The 20,039-nt window shown below is 67.4% G+C and carries 22 protein-coding genes; 18 read left to right on the top strand and 4 right to left on the bottom strand.

What is annotated here, in order from left to right:
* The first annotated feature begins 36 nt into the window (after positions 1-36).
* A complete protein-coding gene (locus tag ACX40P_RS03145) occupies positions 37-477 on the top strand; it encodes a PaaI family thioesterase (RefSeq protein WP_459124825.1) in 441 nt (146 codons plus the stop codon).
* Positions 474-851: a PaaI family thioesterase gene (locus tag ACX40P_RS03150; RefSeq protein WP_459124826.1), complete on the top strand. Its 378-nt coding sequence runs from the start codon at positions 474-476 to the stop codon at positions 849-851. Before ACX40P_RS03145 ends, ACX40P_RS03150 begins: the two co-directional genes overlap by 4 nt.
* Positions 852-889: 38 nt before the next feature.
* Here ACX40P_RS03150 and ACX40P_RS03155 read toward each other — a convergent pair whose 3' ends face one another.
* Together ACX40P_RS03155 and ACX40P_RS03160 are read right to left on the bottom strand one after the other, a co-directional pair.
* Positions 890-2,062, bottom strand: a complete 1,173-nt coding sequence (locus ACX40P_RS03155) for a PQQ-dependent sugar dehydrogenase (RefSeq protein WP_459125227.1) — start codon at positions 2,060-2,062, stop codon at positions 890-892.
* Positions 2,062-3,210, bottom strand: coding sequence for a PQQ-dependent sugar dehydrogenase (locus tag ACX40P_RS03160; RefSeq protein ID WP_459124827.1), 1,149 nt, complete (start codon positions 3,208-3,210; stop codon positions 2,062-2,064). The genes ACX40P_RS03155 and ACX40P_RS03160 overlap by 1 nt, the downstream gene beginning before the upstream one ends.
* Before the next feature lie 312 nt (positions 3,211-3,522).
* Here ACX40P_RS03160 and rimP point away from each other — a divergent pair, with 312 nt between their 5' ends.
* Both rimP and nusA read left to right on the top strand, forming a co-directional pair.
* Positions 3,523-4,107, top strand: a complete 585-nt coding sequence (rimP, locus tag ACX40P_RS03165) for a ribosome maturation protein RimP (protein WP_459124828.1) — start codon at positions 3,523-3,525, stop codon at positions 4,105-4,107.
* A gap of 4 nt (positions 4,108-4,111) precedes the next feature.
* The gene (gene nusA / locus ACX40P_RS03170) at positions 4,112-5,785 is read left to right on the top strand and encodes a transcription termination factor NusA (protein ID WP_459124829.1); all 1,674 of its coding nucleotides are present in this window, start codon (positions 4,112-4,114) and stop codon (positions 5,783-5,785) included.
* Between the two features lie 10 nt (positions 5,786-5,795).
* Here the strand turns inward: nusA and ACX40P_RS03175 are convergent, their stop codons facing one another.
* Complete coding sequence (locus ACX40P_RS03175; protein WP_459124830.1) at positions 5,796-6,197, bottom strand: GIY-YIG nuclease family protein; 402 nt, start codon at positions 6,195-6,197, stop codon at positions 5,796-5,798.
* Positions 6,198-6,217: 20 nt separating this feature from the next.
* On the opposite strand from ACX40P_RS03175, the gene ACX40P_RS03180 reads away from it, so the two are divergent.
* The 14 genes from ACX40P_RS03180 to ACX40P_RS03245 all read left to right on the top strand — a co-directional run bounded on the left by ACX40P_RS03180 (position 6,218) and on the right by ACX40P_RS03245 (position 19,121).
* On the top strand, positions 6,218-6,916 hold the full coding sequence (locus tag ACX40P_RS03180; RefSeq protein ID WP_459124831.1) for a DUF448 domain-containing protein: 699 nt from the start codon (positions 6,218-6,220) through the stop codon (positions 6,914-6,916).
* An 8-nt stretch (positions 6,917-6,924) separates the two neighbouring features.
* A complete protein-coding gene (gene infB, locus ACX40P_RS03185; RefSeq protein ID WP_459124832.1) occupies positions 6,925-9,696 on the top strand; it encodes a translation initiation factor IF-2 in 2,772 nt (923 codons plus the stop codon).
* 52 nt (positions 9,697-9,748) lie between these two features.
* Positions 9,749-10,135, top strand: coding sequence for a 30S ribosome-binding factor RbfA (rbfA, locus tag ACX40P_RS03190; RefSeq protein ID WP_459124833.1), 387 nt, complete (start codon positions 9,749-9,751; stop codon positions 10,133-10,135).
* Positions 10,136-10,156: 21 nt separating this feature from the next.
* Positions 10,157-10,435, top strand: coding sequence for an AbrB/MazE/SpoVT family DNA-binding domain-containing protein (locus tag ACX40P_RS03195; protein WP_459124834.1), 279 nt, complete (start codon positions 10,157-10,159; stop codon positions 10,433-10,435).
* On the top strand, positions 10,432-10,824 hold the full coding sequence (locus tag ACX40P_RS03200) for a type II toxin-antitoxin system VapC family toxin (RefSeq protein WP_459124835.1): 393 nt from the start codon (positions 10,432-10,434) through the stop codon (positions 10,822-10,824). The genes ACX40P_RS03195 and ACX40P_RS03200 overlap by 4 nt, the downstream gene beginning before the upstream one ends.
* Positions 10,824-11,453, top strand: a complete 630-nt coding sequence (locus ACX40P_RS03205; RefSeq protein WP_459124836.1) for a thymidine kinase — start codon at positions 10,824-10,826, stop codon at positions 11,451-11,453. Before ACX40P_RS03200 ends, ACX40P_RS03205 begins: the two co-directional genes overlap by 1 nt.
* Entirely contained in the window at positions 11,450-11,827 is a 378-nt protein-coding gene (locus ACX40P_RS03210; RefSeq protein ID WP_459124837.1) for a hypothetical protein, read from the top strand. Before ACX40P_RS03205 ends, ACX40P_RS03210 begins: the two co-directional genes overlap by 4 nt.
* 49 nt (positions 11,828-11,876) lie before the next feature.
* Entirely contained in the window at positions 11,877-12,758 is an 882-nt protein-coding gene (gene truB, locus ACX40P_RS03215) for a tRNA pseudouridine(55) synthase TruB (RefSeq protein WP_459124838.1), read from the top strand.
* Positions 12,759-12,778: 20 nt separating this feature from the next.
* Positions 12,779-13,048 carry a 30S ribosomal protein S15 gene (gene rpsO / locus ACX40P_RS03220; RefSeq protein ID WP_459124839.1) on the top strand — a complete coding sequence of 90 codons (270 nt, stop codon included), beginning with the start codon at positions 12,779-12,781 and terminating at the stop codon, positions 13,046-13,048.
* A gap of 207 nt (positions 13,049-13,255) precedes the next feature.
* Complete coding sequence (gene pnp / locus ACX40P_RS03225) at positions 13,256-15,643, top strand: polyribonucleotide nucleotidyltransferase (protein ID WP_459124840.1); 2,388 nt, start codon at positions 13,256-13,258, stop codon at positions 15,641-15,643.
* A gap of 333 nt (positions 15,644-15,976) precedes the next feature.
* The gene (locus ACX40P_RS03230; protein ID WP_459124841.1) at positions 15,977-16,330 is read left to right on the top strand and encodes an energy transducer TonB; all 354 of its coding nucleotides are present in this window, start codon (positions 15,977-15,979) and stop codon (positions 16,328-16,330) included.
* A 394-nt stretch (positions 16,331-16,724) separates the two neighbouring features.
* Positions 16,725-17,702: a class A beta-lactamase gene (bla, locus tag ACX40P_RS03235; protein ID WP_459124842.1), complete on the top strand. Its 978-nt coding sequence runs from the start codon at positions 16,725-16,727 to the stop codon at positions 17,700-17,702.
* Entirely contained in the window at positions 17,699-18,844 is a 1,146-nt protein-coding gene (locus ACX40P_RS03240) for a serine hydrolase domain-containing protein (protein ID WP_459124843.1), read from the top strand. Before bla ends, ACX40P_RS03240 begins: the two co-directional genes overlap by 4 nt.
* Before the next feature lie 7 nt (positions 18,845-18,851).
* Positions 18,852-19,121, top strand: a complete 270-nt coding sequence (locus ACX40P_RS03245) for a UvrB/UvrC motif-containing protein (RefSeq protein ID WP_459124844.1) — start codon at positions 18,852-18,854, stop codon at positions 19,119-19,121.
* 51 nt (positions 19,122-19,172) lie between these two features.
* On the opposite strand, the gene ACX40P_RS03250 is transcribed toward ACX40P_RS03245, so the two are convergent.
* A complete protein-coding gene (locus ACX40P_RS03250; RefSeq protein ID WP_459124845.1) occupies positions 19,173-19,943 on the bottom strand; it encodes a class II aldolase/adducin family protein in 771 nt (256 codons plus the stop codon).
* Positions 19,944-20,039: the final 96 nt, after the last annotated feature.

Raw genomic sequence — 20,039 nt, forward strand, 5'->3', positions numbered from 1 at the left:
GAAACCCGCCCCATACGCCGCTAGCGCGCGCCAGAAATGACCGGCTTCGATCCCACCCAATTCTTCGGCAGCCGGCTGCGGCATCACGGCACGTCGCTCGGCATCGTCTATCATGCCTCGGGCGATGCCTGGGCCGAACTCGCGCTGCCATATGATACGGCGCTGGCGGGCGATCCTGCGACGGGCACGCTGGCGTCGGGGCCGATCGTCACGCTGATGGATCAGGCCGCGAGCCTTGCCGTGTGGATCCGGCGGGGCGCGTTCCTGCCGCATGCGACGCTCGACCTGAGGATCGACTATCTGCGCGGCGCCATGCCGGGGCGCACCGTCATCGGTCGCGGCGAATGCTATCGCCTGACGAAGAGCGTCGCGTTCGTCCGCGGACAGGCGCATGACGGCGATCCCGACGATCCGATCGCGCATGTCGCCGGCACTTTCATGGTTACCGGCATGACGACGGCCACGGCGGGCGCATGACCACGCTGCCGCCCTATGCGCACTTCCTTGGCCTGTCGCTGGAGACGGGGGAGGGGACGCCGTACCTGCTGATGCCGTTCGCCGCGGTGGTGGGCGGACGGCCCGGCTTCATCCACGGCGGCGCGCTCGGCGGATTGCTGGAGATGGCGGCGATCGTCGCGCTGCGCCATGCGATCGGCGACGATGGGGTGACGATCAAGCCGGTGACCCTGACCGTCGACTATATGCGCGGCGGCCGGGAGAAGGACACGCACGCCGCCGGCCTGATCCGCCGCCTCGGCACCCGCATCGCCAACGTCGATGCGACCGCATGGCAGGACGATCCCGCCGCCCCGATCGCCGCGGCGCGACTGACCTTCCTGCTGAAGCGGTAGGAGACCTGCCCGTCCAGACCGAACGGGCAGGATGTAAATCAACCCGACGGCACCAGCTTCCGCAACCGCGCGCCCGCACCGTCCTCCAGTACCCAGATCGCGCCGTCCGGCCCTTGCTCGACCTCGCGGATGCGCGCGCCCAGCGCCACGCGCGACACCTCGGTCGCGGTCGATCCCGACACGCGCACGCGCACCAGACCCTGCGATACCAAGCCGCCCAGCACGAAGTCGCCGTTCCACCCGACGAAGCGCGTGCCGGTGTACTGGATCATCCCGGACGGCGCGATCACCGGCGTCCAGCTGAACAACGGCGCGGTCAGGTCGGGCCGGGTCGAATGCCGCGGCAAGGCCACGCCGCCGTCGCTGCCTTCCGACACCAGCCGCCAGCCATAGTTGTTGCTACGGGTAATGAGGTTGAACTCGTCGCCCGCATCCGGCCCCATCTCGCTGGAGAACAGCCGGCCGTCGGTCGCGAAGACCAGACCGTAGGGGTTGCGATGCCCCAGCGTCCAGATCGCGGTCGGCAGGCCGGTCGAGTCGGTATAGGGGTTGCCGAACGCCGGCGTCCCGTCGAGGTTCAGCCGCACGATCTTGCCGAGCGTTCCGCTCAGATCCTGCGCCGGCGCGCCCTGATGCCGCTCGCCGGCCGTGACGAACAGATAGCCGTCCGGCGACAGCGCGATGCGGCCGCCATAGTGACGCGTGTCGTTGACCTTGGGCGACTGCCGCCAGATCACGCTGGTCCCCTCCAGATTGGTCCCGGCGGTGTTCAGCGTGCCGCGCGCGACCGCCAGGCCGCTGCCGCCCGTGCCGCTTTCGGCGAAGCTCAGATAGACGCGACGGTTGGACGCGAAATCCCGGTCGAGCGCGACATCGAGCAGGCCGCCCTGATCGTTGGTCACGACGCTCGGCGTGCCCCCCAGCCGCGTCTTCACGCCGGCATCGGTGACGATGTACAGCGCGCCGCCTTTCTCCGTCACCAGCATCCGGCCGTCCGGCAGGAACGTCATCGCCCAAGGCGACTCGAACGTCGTCACCGTGGTCGACGACACCGCCAACGTGGGGGGCGTCGGAGTCGGGGTTGCCGTGGCGGTGGGACTAGGCGTGGGAGTAGGGGTCGGTGTCGGCGTTCCGACCGATCCGTTGTCGTTGTTCGAGTTGCAGGCGGCTAGCGCGGTGGCGAGCAGCAGCGGGGCGAGCGCGCGGCGCATCACGACCGCGTAACCTTCAGCAGCTTGCCCTGCGCGCCCTGCAGCCCGTCTTCCAGCAGCCAGATCGCGCCGTCCGGCCCCTGTTCCACATCGCGGATTCGCGTGCCCATGTCCCATTGGTCGCCCTTCGTTGCCGTCGTGTCGTTCACGTCGACACGCACCAGCGCCTTGGAAGATAGACCGCCGATGAACAGGTCGCCCTTCCACTCCGGGAACATCGCGCCGGAATAGACCATCAGCCCGCCGGGCGAGATGACCGGATTCCACCAGACCTTCGGTGCCTCATATCCGTCGCCCGGCGCATGGTCGGGGATCGGGCGGCCGTCGTAATGGTCGCCATTCGAGACGCGGGGATAGCCGTAATTGGCGCCGGCGCGGATCAGGTTGACCTCGTCGCCGCCCTTCGGCCCCATCTCCTGCTCCCACAGATTGCCCTGCGCGTCGAAAGCGATGCCGAGCAGGTTGCGATGACCGTAGGACCACACCGCGGGGTGGAAGCCCTTGGCGGTCAGCGCGGGATCGCCTGCCGGCTTGCCGTCGCGCGTCAGGCGCAGCACCTTGCCCAGCGTCGCCTTAGGATCCTGCGCCGGCTCGAACTTCTGGCGCTCGCCGTTAGTGAAGAACAGGTGCTGTCCGTCGGGCGCGAAGGCGATGCGGCCCGAATAATGGCCGTTGCCTTCCACGAACGGCGTGGCGCGGAACAGCACCTCGATCTCGCGCAGCCGCTCCCCGCCGGTTTGCAGGTCCAGCCGGCCGCGCGCCAGAACGACGCCCTTGCCGCCGTCGCCGGCGGTCGAATAGCTGAAATATACGTATTTGTTCTGCGCGAAGCCGGGGGCGAGCACGACATCCATCAATCCGCCTTGCCCCGCCGAATCGACGGGCAGGGTCGCTATCATGCTCTTCGTCTTGCCGTCCGCCGACACCAGCAGCATCTCGCCCGCCTTTTCGGTCACCAGCATGCGCCCGTCCGGCAGGAACGCCATCGCCCAGGGCGAGGTGAAGTCCGCGACCTCGGTCACCTTGAACGGCTTCGCAGAAGGAGCAGCGGTGGTCGTCGGCGCGGGGGCGGTTTCCTGCGCATTGCCCGGTTCGGCATCGGTGCAGGCGATCAGCGTGGTGGCAAGCGCGAGGGCGGCAAGTCGCATTAGGATTTCACTTTCGTGTCTCGTGTCGGTGGCGGAACGTCCTTGGCGGACGGGAGTTGCACGCCCCCCGCGTGACGATATGTTGCTTGGCCGCGCCGTCGTGCGACACCGCCCTCGGGCGGTGTCGCGAAAAGCGTTTGGCCCACTCGGCTTCCGCCCTTTTCGCACGCGCCGAGCGACACCCGAACGACAGGCTTGCCCGCCATTGCGGTTGCGCCTATATCGCCCATGCCTTCTCGACATCGTCAATCATGCCGAGGCTGGTCCCGACGGGGCCGGCACCGAGGCTGCTTGATCGATACGGAGACTGGCTTGGCCGACATCGCCCACCTGACCGCCCTCATCGAACCCGAGGCCCGCGCGCTCGGCTTCGACCTGGTGCGCGTCAAGATGTTCGGCGGCGTGTCGGACCCGACCCTGCAGGTGATGGCCGAGCGTCCCGATACGCGCCAGCTCAACATCGACGACTGCGCCGATCTGTCGCGCCGCATCTCCGACGTGTTCGACGCGCTGGAGGAGGCGGGGCGCGACCCGATCGACCATGCGTACCGTCTGGAGGTGTCCTCGCCCGGCATCGATCGTCCGCTGACCCGGCGCAAGGATTTCGCCGACTGGCATGGTCATGAGGCGCGGGTGACGCTGACCGAGAAGGTCGACGGCCGCAAGCAGCTGAACGGCAACCTCGCCGGCATCGACGGCGATCGCGTCACGATCGACGTGCGCGGGCATCAGCCGATGACGGTCGATTTCGCACAGATACACGACGCGAAGCTGGTCATCACTGACCGGCTCCTCGCCGCGACGCAGCCCCTCTCATCGGCCGGTGCCGACGAGGTTTTCTACAATGACGATCCGCCCGCCGATGGCGCGGACACGATCAACGAAGCCGAAGGATAAGCGCATGGCCTCCTCCCCCAACGCCGGCCCGAACAGCGGCGGCATCACCGCCAACCGCGCCGAGCTGATCGCGATCGCCGATTCGGTCGCGAAGGAGAAGCTGATCGACAAGGCCATCGTCATCGAGGCGATGGAGGACGCGATCCAGCGGGCCGCCAAGAACCGCTACGGCAGCGAGAACGACATCCGCGCGAAGCTCGATCCCACCACCGGCGACCTGCGCCTGTGGCGCGTGGTCGAGGTGGTCGAGGCGGTCGACGACTATTTCAAGCAGGTCGACCTTAAGGGCGCGCAGAAGCTCCAGAAGGACGCCGCCGTCGGCGACTTCATCGTCGATCCGCTGCCCCCGATAGAATTCGGCCGCATCCAGGCGCAGGCGTCCAAGCAGATCATCTTCCAGAAGGTCCGCGACGCCGAGCGCGAGCGCCAGTATGAAGAGTTCAAGGATCGCCAGGGCGAGATTATTATCGGCGTCGCCAAGCGCGTCGAGTTCGGCCATGTCGTCGTCGACCTGGGCCGCGCCGAGGGCGTCATCCGCCGCGACCAGCAGATCCCGCGCGAAGTCGTCCGCGTCGGCGACCGCGTCCGCAGCCTCATCAAGGAAGTGCGCCGCGAGAACCGCGGGCCGCAGATCATGCTCAGCCGCGCGCATCCCGACTTCATGAAGAAGCTGTTCGCGCAGGAAGTGCCCGAAATCTACGACGGCATCATCGAGATCAAGGCCGCCGCCCGTGACCCCGGTAGCCGCGCCAAGATCGGCGTCATCAGCCACGACAGCTCAATCGATCCGGTCGGCGCCTGCGTCGGCATGAAGGGCAGCCGCGTGCAGGCCGTCGTGCAGGAGATGCAGGGCGAGAAGATCGACATCATCCCCTGGTCGCCCGACACCGCGACCTTCGTCGTCAACGCGCTGCAGCCCGCCAACGTCGCCCGCGTCGTGATCGACGAGGAGGACGATCGCATCGAGGTGGTGGTGCCCGACGATCAGCTGAGCCTGGCCATCGGCCGTCGCGGCCAGAACGTCCGTCTCGCCAGCCAGCTGACCGGCAAGGCGATCGACATCCTGACCGAGACCGATTCGAGCGAGAAGCGTCAGGCCGAGTTCGTCGCGAACAGCGAGATGTTCCAGAACGAGCTGGACGTCGACGAGACGCTCGCCCAGCTGCTGGTCGCCGAGGGCTTCACCGCGCTCGAGGAAGTCGCCTATGTCGAGATCGACGAACTCGCCGGCATCGAGGGATTCGACGAGGATCTCGCGAGCGAGCTGCAGAGCCGCGCCGCCGAGGCGCTGGAGCGCCGCGAGGCCGCGAATCGCGAGGAGCGCAAGGGCCTGGGCGTCGAGGACGCGCTGGCGGACATCCCTTATCTGACCGAGGCGATGCTGGTCACGCTGGGCAAGGCGGGCATCAAGACGCTCGACGACCTTGCCGATCTGGCGACCGACGAACTGGTCCAGAAGAAGCGCGCCGAACCGCGCCGCCGTGCCGAGAACGCAGCCCCGCAGCGGGCGGAGGACAAGGGCGGTATCCTGTCGATGTATGGCCTCACCGACGCGCAGGGCAACGAGATCATCATGGCCGCGCGCGCGCACTGGTTTGAGGATGACGCACCCGCGTCGGCGTCCGCGGACGAGGAAACATCTGCCGGGGAGGACGCTGATGCGGACCCGGCACAATGATACGCTAGGCTTACCCCGAACCCGTCACCCCGGCCTTGTGCCGGGGTCCACCGGGCCGCGGGTCCAACGGTTCGAGGCCCAGTCCGACCGCGAGATCGTCCCAATGCGGATTGTCTCGCTCGATGACGTTCATATTCCATTCGCGGCGCCAGCGCTTGATGCGCTTCTCGGCGGCGACGGCTGCGTCCATCGTGTCGGTCATCTCGAACCAAACGAGTCGATGGATTCGTTTGTCGCCCGTGAAACCGCCGAAGTGCCCGTCACGATGCTGACGAACCCGGCCGATCAGATTGAACGTCACCCCGGTGTAGATCGTGCCGTTGAAACGGTTGGTCATGATGTAAACGCAGGGTTGTCGCTCCCTCATGTCGATTATCTTGCCGCTTGGTGGATGCCGGAACAAGTCCGGCATGACGGTTGGGCGGTGCCCGCATGAACGACCGTAGCTGCATCCTCACCCGCGATGCCGGCCCCCGCGAAGGGCTGGTGCGACTCGCGCTGTCGCCTGATGGCGACGTGCTGCCCGACATCCGTGCGAAGGCGCCCGGGCGCGGCGCGTGGATCGGCGTGACGCGGGCCGAACTCGAACAGGCGCAGGCCAAGGGCAAGCTGCGCGGCGCGCTCGCCCGCGCGTTCAAGGGCGCGACCCTGTCGATTCCCGACGATCTGCCCGCGCAGATCGCCGCGCACCTGCAACGCGCCACGCTCGACCGGCTGGGGCTGGAGGCGAAGGCCGGCAACCTCGTCATCGGCAACGAACGCATCGAGGCGGCGGCGCGTAGCGGCCAGTTGCACCTGCTGCTTCACGCCTCTGACGCACGCGCGGACGGCATGGGAAAGCTGGCGCAGGCGTGGCGAGTCGGCTCGGAGCGGGAAGGCTCCGGGCTGAAGGGCTTGGTTTTGCCCGTTGAGCGTACCATATTGTCCTTGGCGCTTGGCCGCGAAAATGTGGTACACGCCGGTCTAACGGACGCGAGCGCGGCCAAGCGGGTGCAGGACATGCTCTCCCGCTGGCTGCATTTTATCGGACCCGATCGTGCCCCTGAAGCTTGCGCTAATACGGCGCAGGCGTCATCGGCACCCGACATTTCGGCCGACCCGGCAACGGGCGCGGCACAGACAGGACTTTGACGAGCCGCATGAGCGACACCGACAACGAAAAGCCGAAGCTGGGCATGCGCGCGCCTCTGGGCCTGAAGCGCACCGTCGAGACCGGCAAGGTCAAGCAGAGCTTCAGCCACGGGCGGTCGAACACCGTCGTGGTCGAGGTGAAGCGTCGCCGCGTCATCGGCCCCGGCGGCACGACCACCGATGCGCCCGCGCCAGAGGCGCCGGTCGAGGCCGCTGCCCCCGCGCCGCAGCCGGCCCCCGCCGCACCCGCCCCGCGGCCCGCGCCGGTCGACAATCTCACGGCGCAGGAGCGTCAGGCCAAGCTGCTGCGCGAGGCCGACGAACAGCGCATGAACGCGCTGGAGGACGCGCGTCGTCGCGACGAGCAGGCGAAGGTCCAGGCCGCCGAGGACGAGAAGCGCCGCGTCGCCGATCGCGCCCGCGCCGAAACCGAGGCCGCCGCGCCGCCGCCCCCCCCGGCTGCACCGTCCGAACCGGCCCCGGCACCCGCCGCCGTCGAAGCGCCGGCCGCAGCGCCTGAGCCTGCGCCCGCTCCCGTGGCGGCCGCACCGGTGCTGACGCCCGCGCCGGGCGCATCAACGCCGATCGCGCCGATCAACGTGCCCAAGCCCCGGCCGGCACCCCCGCCGCCCCCGGCCCCGGTCGAGCTGCGTGCCGATCCGCTGCGTCCCGCGCCGCGCATGTTCACGCCGGTCGCCCGGCCCGAGATCCCGAAGCCGCAGCCGAAGCCCGAGCCGGCTCCGGCCGCCGCGCCGGCCAGCAGCAGCAGCCCCGCCGCGTCCACCGGTGGCAGCAACGCACCCGCGCGCTCGCTCCCGTCCGGCGTCGCGACACCGCGCAACGCCCAGCCCGCCCGTCCGCAGCAGCGTGACCGCAAGGGTGACGAGCGTCGCGGCGGCAAGCTGACCGTCAACCGTGCCCTGAACGAGGATGGCGCCCGCGCCCGCTCGCTGGCCGCGCTGAAGCGGGCGCGCGAGAAGGAAAACCGCCGATTCGGTGGCCCGCGCGAGCCACAGGTCAAGCAGGTCCGCGACGTGAATGTGCCGGAGGCGATCACCGTCCAGGAACTCGCCAACCGCATGGCCGAGAAGGGCGCGGACCTGGTCAAGGCGCTGTTCAAGATGGGTTCGCCCGTCACGATGACGCAGACGATCGATCAGGACACCGCCGAACTGCTGGTGACCGAATTCGGCCACAACGTGGTGCGTGTCAGCGACAGCGACATCGATCTGGCGCTGGATACGACGGCCGATACCGAGGAGGAGATGCGTCCGCGTCCCGCCGTCGTCACGATCATGGGCCATGTCGATCACGGCAAGACCTCGCTGCTCGACGCGCTGCGCGGCACCGATGTCGTGCGTGGCGAGGCCGGTGGCATCACCCAGCATATCGGCGCCTATCAGGTCACGCTGAAGGACAAGTCGAAGATCACCTTCCTCGACACGCCGGGGCATGAGGCGTTCAGCGCGATGCGTGCGCGTGGTGCCGACGTCACCGACATCGTGGTGCTGGTCGTCGCCGCCGACGACGGGCTGATGCCGCAGACGATCGAGGCGATCAACCACACCAAGGCGTCCGGCAAGCCGATGATCGTCGCGATCAACAAGATCGACAAGCCCGACGCCAATGCTCAGAAGGTGCGCGAGCGCTTGCTGGAGCACGACATCCAGGTCGAGGCGATGGGCGGCGAGACGCAGGACGTCGAGGTGTCGGCGCTCAAGAAGACCGGCCTCGACGAGCTGATCGAGAAGATCCAGCTCCAGGCCGAGCTGATGGAGCTGAAGGCCAACCCCGATCGCGCGGCCGAGGGCAGCGTGATCGAGGCGAAGCTGGACAAGGGCCGTGGGCCCGTCGCTACCGTGCTCGTCACGCGCGGCACGCTGAAGGTCGGCGACGTGTTCGTCGTCGGCGCCGAGAGCGGCAAGGTCCGCGCGATTGTCGACGACAAGGGTCGCCAGCTCAAGTCGGCCGATCCGTCGATGCCGGTGGAGGTGCTCGGCATTTCGGGCACGCCGTCGGCGGGCGACCAGTTGCAGGTCGTCGAGAACGAGGCGCGCGCCCGCGAGGTCGCCGAATATCGTCAGGGCGTGGTGACGCAGAAGCGCACGACGTCGGCCCCCGCCAGCCTGGAATCGATGTTCTCGGCACTGAAGTCGAAGCAGGCGATCGAATATCCGCTGGTCGTGAAGGCGGATACGCAGGGGACGGTCGAAGCGATCGTCGCTGCGATCAACAAGATCTCGACCGACGACATCCGTGCGCGCATCCTGCACGCGGGCGTCGGCGGCATCACCGAGAGCGATGTGAACGCCGCCGCCGCATCGGGCGCGCCCGTCATCGGCTTCAACGTGCGTCCGAATGCGAACGCGCGCCAGATCGCCGAGCGGCACAAGGTCGCGCTGAAATATTACGACGTGATCTACAACCTGACGGACGAGATCCGCGCCGGCATGGCGGGCGAGCTCGGACCGGAGGCGTTCGAAACCGTCGTCGGCCGCGCCGAAATCCGCGAGGTGTTCTCCGCGGGCAAGACCGGCCGGGCTGCCGGCCTGCTCGTCACCGAGGGCATCATTCGCAAGGCGCTCAAGGCACGCATCACCCGCGCGGACGTCATCATCTACACCGGCGAGATCGCCTCGCTCCGCCGGTTCAAGGACGATGTCGCCGAAGTGCGCGCCGGGCTCGAATGCGGTGTCACGTTCACGCAGAACTTCACCGACATCAAGGCAGGCGACTATCTCGAGACGTTCGAGGTCGAACTGCGCGAACGCACGTTGTGACCTCCACGCCCTCTCTCCTTTGGAGAGAGGGCGGGCAGGCTAAGGGCGCTGGATGAAACAGGAACCTCAGGAAAAATCCGTCCGCACGCTGCGTGTGGGTGAACAGGTGCGGCACATCCTGTCCGAGATCCTGGCGCGTGGCGACGTGCATGACGTCACGCTTACCAAGCACATGGTCAGCGTGACCGAGGTGCGCATGTCCCCCGACCTGCGCCACGCCACCGTCTTCGTGAAGCCGCTGCTCGGCAAGGACGAGGCCGCGGTGCTCAAAGCGCTGCGTACCAATACCGCTTTCCTTCAGCGCGAGGTGGCCGCGCGCGTGCAGATGAAATATGCCGCGAAGCTGAAGTTCCTGTCGGACGAAAGCTTCGACGAAGGCACGCACATCGACACGTTGCTGCGCTCGGACCATGTCGCGCAGGACCTTGACGCCGAATGAGGTAAGACGCATCTTACCGGCATGAACGCGTTCACGAAGATTTCTGAGAAGGGGCAGGTCGTGCTACCCAAGGGTACGCGCGACCGGCTGGGTTGGGAGCCCGGGCTCGATCTCGAAGTGATCGAACATGCCGACAGCGTGACCTTCCGCCGCCGCCGCCCGGCCAAGACGCTGTCGCCGGCCGACGCGGTCGCCGCGTTCCAGGCGCTCTATCGCCATGAAGGGCCGCCGGCGTCGCTCGACGACATGAAGGCCGGCGCGCGTCGCATCGCTTCGGGCGAGGACGTCATCCGCCCGTGAAGGCGGTCGATACCAACATCCTCGTCCGCTGGATCACGCGCGACGATCCTGTGCAGACGCCGATCGCCGATCAGGTGATGGCGGAGGCGGTTTACGTGTCGCTGGGCGTCCTGCTCGAGCTGGCGTGGACCTTGGGCGGCAGGCCCTACCGGTTCGATCGAGAGGCGGTCGTCGCCGCGCTACAGCTGATGCTGGCGACGCGAACGGTGACGGTGGCGCAGGAGGACGGCGTTCTCTGGGCGATCGAGCGGTTCGCCGCCGGCGCCGACATCGCCGACATGCTGCACATCGTCGCCGGCCGGGGCAGCGATGCATTCGTCAGCTTCGAACGGCGGCTTGCGAAATTGGCCGGACCCGACAGTCCGCTCACTGTCGAACAGGCGATCTGATGGCCAAGCTCTATTTCTACTACGCCAGCATGAACGCCGGCAAATCGACCACGCTCCTCCAGGCCGATTTCAACTATCGCGAACGAGGCATGCGCACGATGCTGTTCACCGCCGCGATCGACGATCGCTTCGCCGCCCGCACGATCACCTCGCGTCTCGGCCTGTCGATCCCCGCCACCGCCTTCGACGCCGGCACCGACATCGAGCGCTGCGTGGCGGTTGAGACGGCGCGCGGCGGCATCGACTGCGTGCTGGTGGACGAGGCGCAGTTCCTGACCGCCGATCAGGTCGCGCAGCTGGCGCGGGTGTGCGACGTGATGGGCATCCCTGTCCTCGCCTATGGCCTCCGCACCGATTTTCAGGGCGCGCTGTTTCCCGGTTCCGCGCGGCTGCTCGCGCTTGCCGACGCGTTGGTCGAGATCAAGTCGGTGTGCCTGTGCGGGCGCAAGGCGACGATGAACGCGCGCATTGGTGCGGACGGGCAGGCGGTGCGCGAGGGTGCGCAGACCGAGATCGGCGGCAACGACCGCTATGTCGCGCTGTGCCGTCGTCATTTCGCCGATGCGCTGGCCGGCACGTTGCCGCTCACCGCCGGTTCAGACGCGGTGGCGCAACAGGTCGGATCATGAAAGCTCGCATTCTCCTCGCCGCCACAGTTATCATCGCGGTCACGCCTGCCGCTGCGCAGCGTTCGCGCGAGCTTGGGGCGGAGACGGTGATCGACAACGCCACCGGCGGCATCCGCAACGTGCAGGCGGAGGGCGACGGCAGTATCGTCTATGTGCAGGACCGCACGCTGCGCTGGTATCGCCTGACGCTCACCGGCCCGTGCTTCGACGATTCGTCCGCCGCGCTGATCGTCGTGCAGTCGGGCAGCGGCAACCGGATCGATCGCTTCACCCGCGTCGCCTCGGCCCGCACGCCGACCCGGGTGTGCGGCGTCACCAGCATCGTCAACGCGTTGCCGCCGAAGGGCCAGCCGGGCGCGAAGAAAGCCGACTAGGCGCACGCCCGCTTTGCATGCGGACGCCCGCTGCGGCATGGCGCGCGGCATGCACGGCTGGATCATTCTCGACAAACCGCTCGGCCTCGGCTCGACGCAAGGCGTCTCTGCGGTCAAGCGCGCGCTGCGCACCGGCGGCTATCCCAAGGCGAAGGTCGGCCACGGCGGCACGCTCGATCCGCTGGCGACCGGCGTGCTGCCGATCGCGGTTGGGGAGGCGACCAAGCTCGCCGGGCGGATGCTCGACGGCGACAAGGTCTACGACTTCACGATCCGCTTCGGAGCGCAGACCGACACGCTCGATCTGGAGGGCGCGGTGATCGCGACCAGCGACGTGCGCCCGACGCGTGAAGCGATCGCGGCGGTCCTCCCGCGCTTCACCGGCCCCATCGTGCAGGTGCCGCCCGCCTATTCCGCGCTGAAGGTCGACGGCGAACGCGCGTACGACCTCGCCCGTGCCGGCGAGGACGTCGTGCTGCCCAGCCGCGACGTGACGATTCACGCGCTCGACTTGCTGGACAGCAGCGCCGACGAAGCCACCTTCTCCGCCCATGTCTCCAAGGGCACCTACATCCGCAGCCTCGCGCGCGACATCGCGCTGGCGCTCGGCACGGTCGGGCATGTCACCATGTTGCGGCGGACGAAGGCGGGGCCGTTCGGGCTCGCGGGGGCGATATCGCTGGACAAACTGGACGATTCCGCTAAGGGCCGCACCCTTGAACACCTACTCCTGCCGCTGAGGGCGGGGCTGGACGACATCCCGGCTCTATCCCTCACCCCCGACCAGGCAGGGGCGCTCCGACAGGGGCGCGTGCTGGCCGGGATCGCCAAGGACGATGGCCAGTATTTCGCGCTGCTCGGGGATATCCCCGTGGCGCTGGTCGAGGTTTCGCACAGCGAAGCCCGCGTCGTCCGCGGTTTCAATCTTTAGATGATGTCGAGGGAAGCTACATGACGATCACCGCAGAACGCCGCCAGGAAGTCATCAAGGAACATGGCCGCGCCGAAGGCGACACCGGTTCCACCGAAGTCCAGGTCGCGATCCTGACCGAGCGCATCCGCAACCTGACCGAGCATTTCAAGGGCCACGCGAAGGACAACCACTCGCGTCGCGGCCTGCTCATGATGGTCAACAAGCGTCGCTCGCTGCTCGACTATCTCCGCAAGACCGACGGCGATCGCTATCTCGCGCTGATCGCGAAGCTCGGCCTTCGCAAGTGACAATGGGGGCGGCCGAAAGGTCGCCCCTTTTGTCATCCCCGCGCAGGCGGGGATCCAGGGTTGCAACACGCATCGCTTGTGGCTCTGGGCTCCCGCCTTCGCGGGAGCACGGCGGGTAAGACAATACGGTCGAGCCCCCATTGAGCCGATGATGGCTCAACTCAAAGGCCCCGGCCGGCATCTGGCCGCCGGAGTGAAGGAATGAACATGTTCGACAAGAAGACCGTATCGATCGAGTGGGGCGGCAAGACGCTGACGCTCGAGACGGGCAAGGTTGCCCGGCAGGCCGACGGCGCGGTGATCGCGACGCTGGGCGAAACCGTGGTGCTGTGCGCCGTCACCGCCGCCAAGTCGGTGAAGGAGGGTCAGGATTTCTTCCCGCTGACCGTCCACTATCAGGAAAAATTCTCGTCGTCGGGTCGTATCCCGGGCGGCTTCTTCAAGCGCGAGCGCGGCGCGACCGAGCGTGAGACTTTGGTCAGCCGCCTGATCGACCGTCCGCTGCGCCCGCTGTTCCCGGAAGGGTTCTACAACGAGATCAACTGCATCGCGCAGGTGATGAGCTATGACGGCGAGAACGAGCCCGATCTGCTGGCGATGATCGCCGCGTCGGCCGCGATGACGCTGTCGGGCGTGCCGTTCATGGGCCCGATCGGCGCCGCGCGCGTCGGTTATCAGGACGGCGAGTACATCCTGAACCCCAGCGACACGCAGGTCGCCGAGGGCGAGCTGGACCTGATGGTCGCCGCCACGCACGACGCGGTGATGATGGTCGAATCGGAAGCCAAGGAGCTTTCGGAAGACATCATGCTCGGCGCCGTGATGTTCGCGCATCGCGAGAGCCAGAAGGTGATCGACGCGATCATCAAGCTGGCCGAGCAGGCCGCGAAGGAGCCGTGGGAGCTGAAGCCGCAGGTCGACACGACCGCCGCCAAGGCGAAGCTCAAGAAGCTGATCGGCAAGGACATGGAGGCGGCCTACAAGCTGACCGACAAGCAGCAGCGCCAGACCGCGATCAATGACGCCCGCACCAAGGCGCGCGAAGCGTTCGAGGACCTGAAGCACGAGAACCCGGCCGAATATCTCGGCACGCTGAAGCTGGTGAAGAAGCTGGAGGCCGAGATCGTTCGCGGCGCCATCCTGAAGACCGGCAAGCGCATCGACGGCCGCGACACGAAGACGGTCCGTCCGATCGAGGCGGAAGTCCACTTCCTGCCGCGCGCGCACGGTTCGGCGCTGTTCACCCGTGGCGAGACCCAGACGATCGCGACGACGACGCTGGGCACCCGCGATGCGGAGCAGATGATCGACGGCCTGAACGGCCTGTCGTACCAGCACTTCATGCTCCACTACAACTTCCCGCCCTATTCGGTCGGTGAAGTCGGCCGCTTCGGTGCGCCGTCGCGTCGCGACGTCGGCCACGGCAAGCTCGCCTGGCGCGCGCTGCACGCCGTCCTCCCCACGAAGGAGGAATTCCCGTACACGATCCGCGTCACGTCGGACATCACCGAGTCCAACGGCTCGTCGTCGATGGCGACGGTGTGCGGCGGTTCGCTCTCCCTCATGGACGCCGGCGTGCCGATCAAGCGTCCGGTGTCGGGCATCGCGATGGGCCTGATCCTGGAGGGCAAGGACTTCGCCGTCCTGTCCGACATCCTGGGTGACGAGGATCATCTGGGCGACATGGACTTCAAGGTCGCTGGCACGTCGGAGGGCATCACGTCGCTCCAGATGGACATCAAGATCGCCGGCATCACCGAGGAGATCATGAAGGTCGCGCTGGCACAGGCCAACGAAGGCCGCGCGCACATCCTGGGCGAAATGGCGAAGGCGCTCGACCAGACCCGTTCGGAACTGTCGGCGCACGCACCGCGCATCGAGACCTTCTCGATCGACAAGTCGAAGATCCGCGAAGTCATCGGCACCGGCGGCAAGGTGATCCGCGAGATCGTCGCGACCACCGGCGCCAAGGTCGACATCGACGACGAGGGCGTCATCAAGGTGTCGTCGTCCGATCCGGCGCAGATCGATGCGGCGATCGCATGGATCAAGGGGCTGGTCGAAGAGGCCGAGGTCGGCAAGATCTATGACGGCAAGGTCGTCAACATCGTCGATTTCGGTGCGTTCGTGAACTTCATGGGCGGCAAGGACGGTCTCGTCCACGTCTCCGAGATGCGCAACGAGCGCGTCGAGAAGGTCGCCGACGTCGTCAGCGAGGGTCAGGCCGTGAAGGTCAAGGTTCTCGAGATCGATCCGCGCGGGAAGGTTCGCCTGTCGATGCGCGTTGTCGATCAGGAAACCGGCGCCGAGCTGGAGGACACCCGTCCCGCCCGCGAGCCGCGTGAAGGCGGCGACCGTGGTCCGCGCGGCGATCGTGGCCCGCGTCGCGACGGCGGTGGCGGCGGCGATCGCGGCCCGCGCCGTGACGGCGGTGGTGACCGTGGTCCGCGTCGCGAAGGTGGCGGCGATCGTGATCGCTCGAACCGTGGCGAAGGTCGCGGCGACCGCGGCCCGCGCCGCGAGCGCGAAGGCGGCAACGATGACGGGCCCGCGCCCGAGTTCGCCCCGGCCTTCCTGACCGGCGACAAGGACTAAGCTGCTACCGTCCAAAGGACGCGAGGAGAGGATGGGGCTCGGATCGAAAGGTCCGGGCCCCTTTCCGTTTCCCGTCCAAGAGACTTTTCGGCGTGCGCCGACGAAGCGATCAGCAAAGCAACACGAAGGATTCTCCTCATCCGGCGAGCGTTACGCGCAAGATCGGTCAGGCTCTGTCGATCATGTCGCGCATTCCAGTATTCGGGCGGCTGCACGTCCTAAACGCATAGGTTTGGCACCCAGGAACTTCGTTTTGGTATCGAAACCATCATCGGCAAAAAGCATTCTCCAGCTGAGACGAGCACGTTTCGTCCAGACATGGGAGAAACATAGATGATCGCAATATTGGCGGCCGTCCTAATGGGTCAGGCGACCGACCAGCGAGTCGGTTCTGTTGCGCAATGGATCGGGCCAGATGACTATCCGCCCTCGCTCATCCGTGCTGGTGTCGAGGGAACTGTCGGCATAGAATTCATCATCGATGTCGATGGCATAATATCGACGTGCACCATCACGCGGACGTCCGGAAATCAGCTGCTCGACGATACGACATGCAACTTGATAAAGGCGCGGGGGCGCTATCGGCCGGCACGCGATGCCGCCGGAAAGACGATCCCGGTGCGCGCCAGCCAGCGTGTCACATGGGCGATCCCCCGCGAAGCTATGCCGGCCGGACCACCGAAATGAACCTGTTCATATCGCCTTGTGCGCCAACGCGGGGACAGGTGTCGCAGCATGGAATCATCATGATCGTCACGCACGTAGGCGAGGCGCTTCGACATTGATCGAAAAGGATAGGACGCCAGCTTCTGCCGCGACGCTGCGACAGGCTGTGTTGCGGTCGTACCCCTGCATTTTCAGAGCCGACCAGACCGATCCGTGGTGAAAACGCTGTCCTACACACTCTGAATCTGGTTTGCGGTCGCGATGCGCGTTCCGTCAACTGGATCGGTCTCGGCTCCTCGCCATCCTCGACGCGCCTGAAGTGTTCGGAAGGTTCCGACATGGGTCGTTTTGCCGGAACCTTCGACACCTTCACGCGGGGCTTGCTCAATCGTCCCGGATAGTGTGCGCTGATCGTATGAAACTGCTCTCCGCTCTCGCCCTTGCACTCCTTGTTGCGCTGCCCGTCCAGGCACAGACGCTCCCGCCCGGCCTCGCCGAGCGCGTATCCGCTGCGGCACAGGCGCCGATCGGCAGCGTCGGGGTCGCCGCGGTCGATCTCGACAGCGGCGCCGCGCTGTCCGTCAACGTTGACCGCCGCTTCCCGATGGCGAGCGCGGTGAAGGTCGCCATCGCCGCCACCTGGCTCGACGGAGTCGACAGGGGGCGATGGTCGCTGCGGACGATGTATCCGCTCGACGAGGCGATGCGCGTGCGCTCGGACGGCATCACCGATACTTTGCCCCATGCCGGCGTCGCGCTGTCGGGTGCGAACCTCGTCGAGCTGTCGCTGACGGTCAGCGACAATACCGCCACCGACATGCTGCTGAAGGCGGTCGGCGGTCCCGCCGCGGTTACCCGCTGGCTGGCGTCAAAGGGCATTGCCGACCAGCGCGTCGACCGCAGTATCGCGCGCCTGCTGATCGACGTCAGCGGCCACACGCCCGATCCGGCGCTGGCCGACGGCCCTGCGCTCGCCACCTTCATGCCGGTCGAGCCGTGGAAGTCGGACGACGAGAAATGGCCGGTCAACGCAGCCTTCGACGCCGATCCGCGCGACAGCACGACACCCGCGGCGATGGCGCAACTGCTGTCGGGCGTGTGGCAGGGGCGGCTACTGAAGCCTGCCTCCACCCGCTTCCTCCAGGACGTGATGGCGCGCTGCAAGACCGGCACGAAGCGGGCGAAGGCGCTGCTGCCGCCGGGCACGCCCTGGGCGCACAAGACCGGTACGTTGCCCGGCATCTCGAACGATGTCGGGGTGATGACGCTGCCCAACGGCCACCACGTCGTACTGGCGGTCCTCTCCTATGGCGAGCCGGACGCCGCGAAGCGCGACGCGCGCATCGCCGAGATCGGCCGCATCGTCTTCGACGGGATGGCGCTGGCGAAATGAGGATGCGGGCGCTGCTGCTCGCGCTGGCATTGGCGGGGTGCGCGACCCGCCCGGCCGAGGTGCGGGTGGCGTTCGACGCAAAGGGCATCGTCGCCACCGACGCGCACGGCCTCGCCGATCGCGCGACCCGGCGGCGGGTGACGATCGACGATCCGGTACGCGTCGCCAGCGTATCGAAGCTGGTCGTCGCGCTCGGCGTCATGCGGCTGGCCGAACGCGGCGTGCTCGATCTCGATGCCGACGTGTCGACCGCGCTCGGCTGGCGCCTGCGTCACCCGGCCTATCCCGACGTGCCGGTGACGCTCCGGATGCTGCTCTCGCACCGCTCGGGCTTGGTCGACGGCATCGACTATATCGTGCCGCTCGGCGTGCGGATGCAGGATGCCCTCGCCGACCCCCAGGCGTGGGGGCCGCATCGGCCGGGCATGTGGTTCGCCTACACCAATCTCAACTTTGGCGTGATCGCCGCGGTGATGGAAGCGGCGACCGGCGAGCGCTTCGACCGGATCATGGGGCAGGAGGTGTTCGCGCCGCTGTCGCTCGACGCCTGCTACAATTGGGGTGCGGGGTGCAGCGACGGCGCGGTCGCACGCGCGGTGGTGCTGTACCGCGCGAATGGCGACGTCGCCCGCGACGACCTGCGCCGGCGGCGCCCCGATTGCCCGGTGGTGACGCTGGGCGGCTGCGATCTCGCCGCCTATTGGCCCGGCGAGAACGGCGCGATCTTTTCGCCGCAGGGCGGCCTGCGCATCTCGATGCGCGATCTCGCCCGCATCGGGGGGATACTGCTGGGGCAGGGGGAGACGTTCCTCACCCCCGCCTCGATCGCTGCGATCGAGGCGCCCGTCTGGACCTATGACGGCGCGAACGGCGATACCTCGCAGGGCTTCTACTGCCGCTACGGCCTTGCCACGCAGACGTTGCCGACGCGCAAGCCTGGCTGTGAGGACGACCTGTTCGGCGACGGTGCGACCTGGGTCGGTCATGCGGGGGAGGCCTATGCGCTACGCTCGGGCCTGTGGATCGACCGCGCGCGCGGGCGCGGCGTCGCCTTCTTCGCCACCGCGGTGAAGGACGGCAGCAAGGGCCGCTCGCGATATTCTCGTGAGGAGGAGCGGCTCGCTCGCCGTCCTGCGCGTTGATACCGTCATGACCGATCCCGTCGCCGACCTGATCCGCCGCATGGATGCCGCGGCCGCCGCATCCGATTTCGAGACCGCCGCCCGCCTGCGCGACGAGATCAGCATCCTGCGCGGCGGTGGCGACACCCGCGCGATCGACACCAGCGGCCTCACCCGCCAGCAACCCGGCGCGATGGGTCTGGGCACCAGCCAGCAGCGGATGACTCCGCCGGACGGGTGGGTGAAGCCGACAAAGCCCGACCCGATGACCAAGGGGCGTAGCCGCCGCGGACGATGACGCTCTGTCCTACATCGCTCGACCATGCTGATGGTGATGCGTTGGTCGCCGTCAGTCCCGGAATCCGGGATCGATCCGGTCGAGCTTGCGCAGCAGCGCCGGCCACGCCAGCCGCTCGGCGACCATGCCCATCCCGCCCGGTGCGGCCTGGGTGGCGACCTTCTCGGGCGTGCCCTGCGGCGGGGTGTTGAGCCGGTCGAGCCCGGCCGCCAGCATCTTCACCTGCGCCTCGCAGGCGCGTTCGAGAAAATAGAGCCGCAGGAAGCATGCCGCGACCGAATTGCCGACCGCCAGCGTCCCGTGGTTTCGGAGGATCATCGCGTTCTTCTGGCCGATGTCCTCGACCAGCCGGTCGCGCTCCTCCAGGTCGGTCGCGATGCCCTCATAGTCGTGATAGGCGACATCGCCGCCCGCGATCATCGCCGTCTGGGTATGAGGCAGCAGGCCGAACTCCATCGCCGACACCGCCTGACCGTTCGGCGTGTGCAGATGCATGACCGCCGCTGCATCCTCACGCGCCATGTGGATCGCGGAGTGGATGGTGAAGCCAGCCGGATTGACCGGATGGGTGGCCGGCCCGACCGGCAGGCCGTTGACGTCGATCTTGACCAGGCTCGACGCCGTGATCTCCTCGAACATCATGTCATAGGGGTTGATGAGGAAATGATGCTCCGGCCCCGGCACTCGCGCCGACAGATGGGTGAAGATCAGGTCGTCCCAGCCATACAGCGCCACCAGCCGATAAGCCGCGGCCAGATCGACCCGCGCCTCCCATTCGCCGGGCGCCATGCCGGTGTCCGTGGTTTGGGCGAGCGTCGCCATCCTGCCTCTCCTCATCCTGTTTGGCGCGACGATAAGCCGACGAGTGGCATCCTGCAACGGAACCCGCGGGTCCGCCCTGCGCTTGCCAAGCACACC

The organism is Sphingomonas sp. RS2018, from assembly GCF_054489605.1.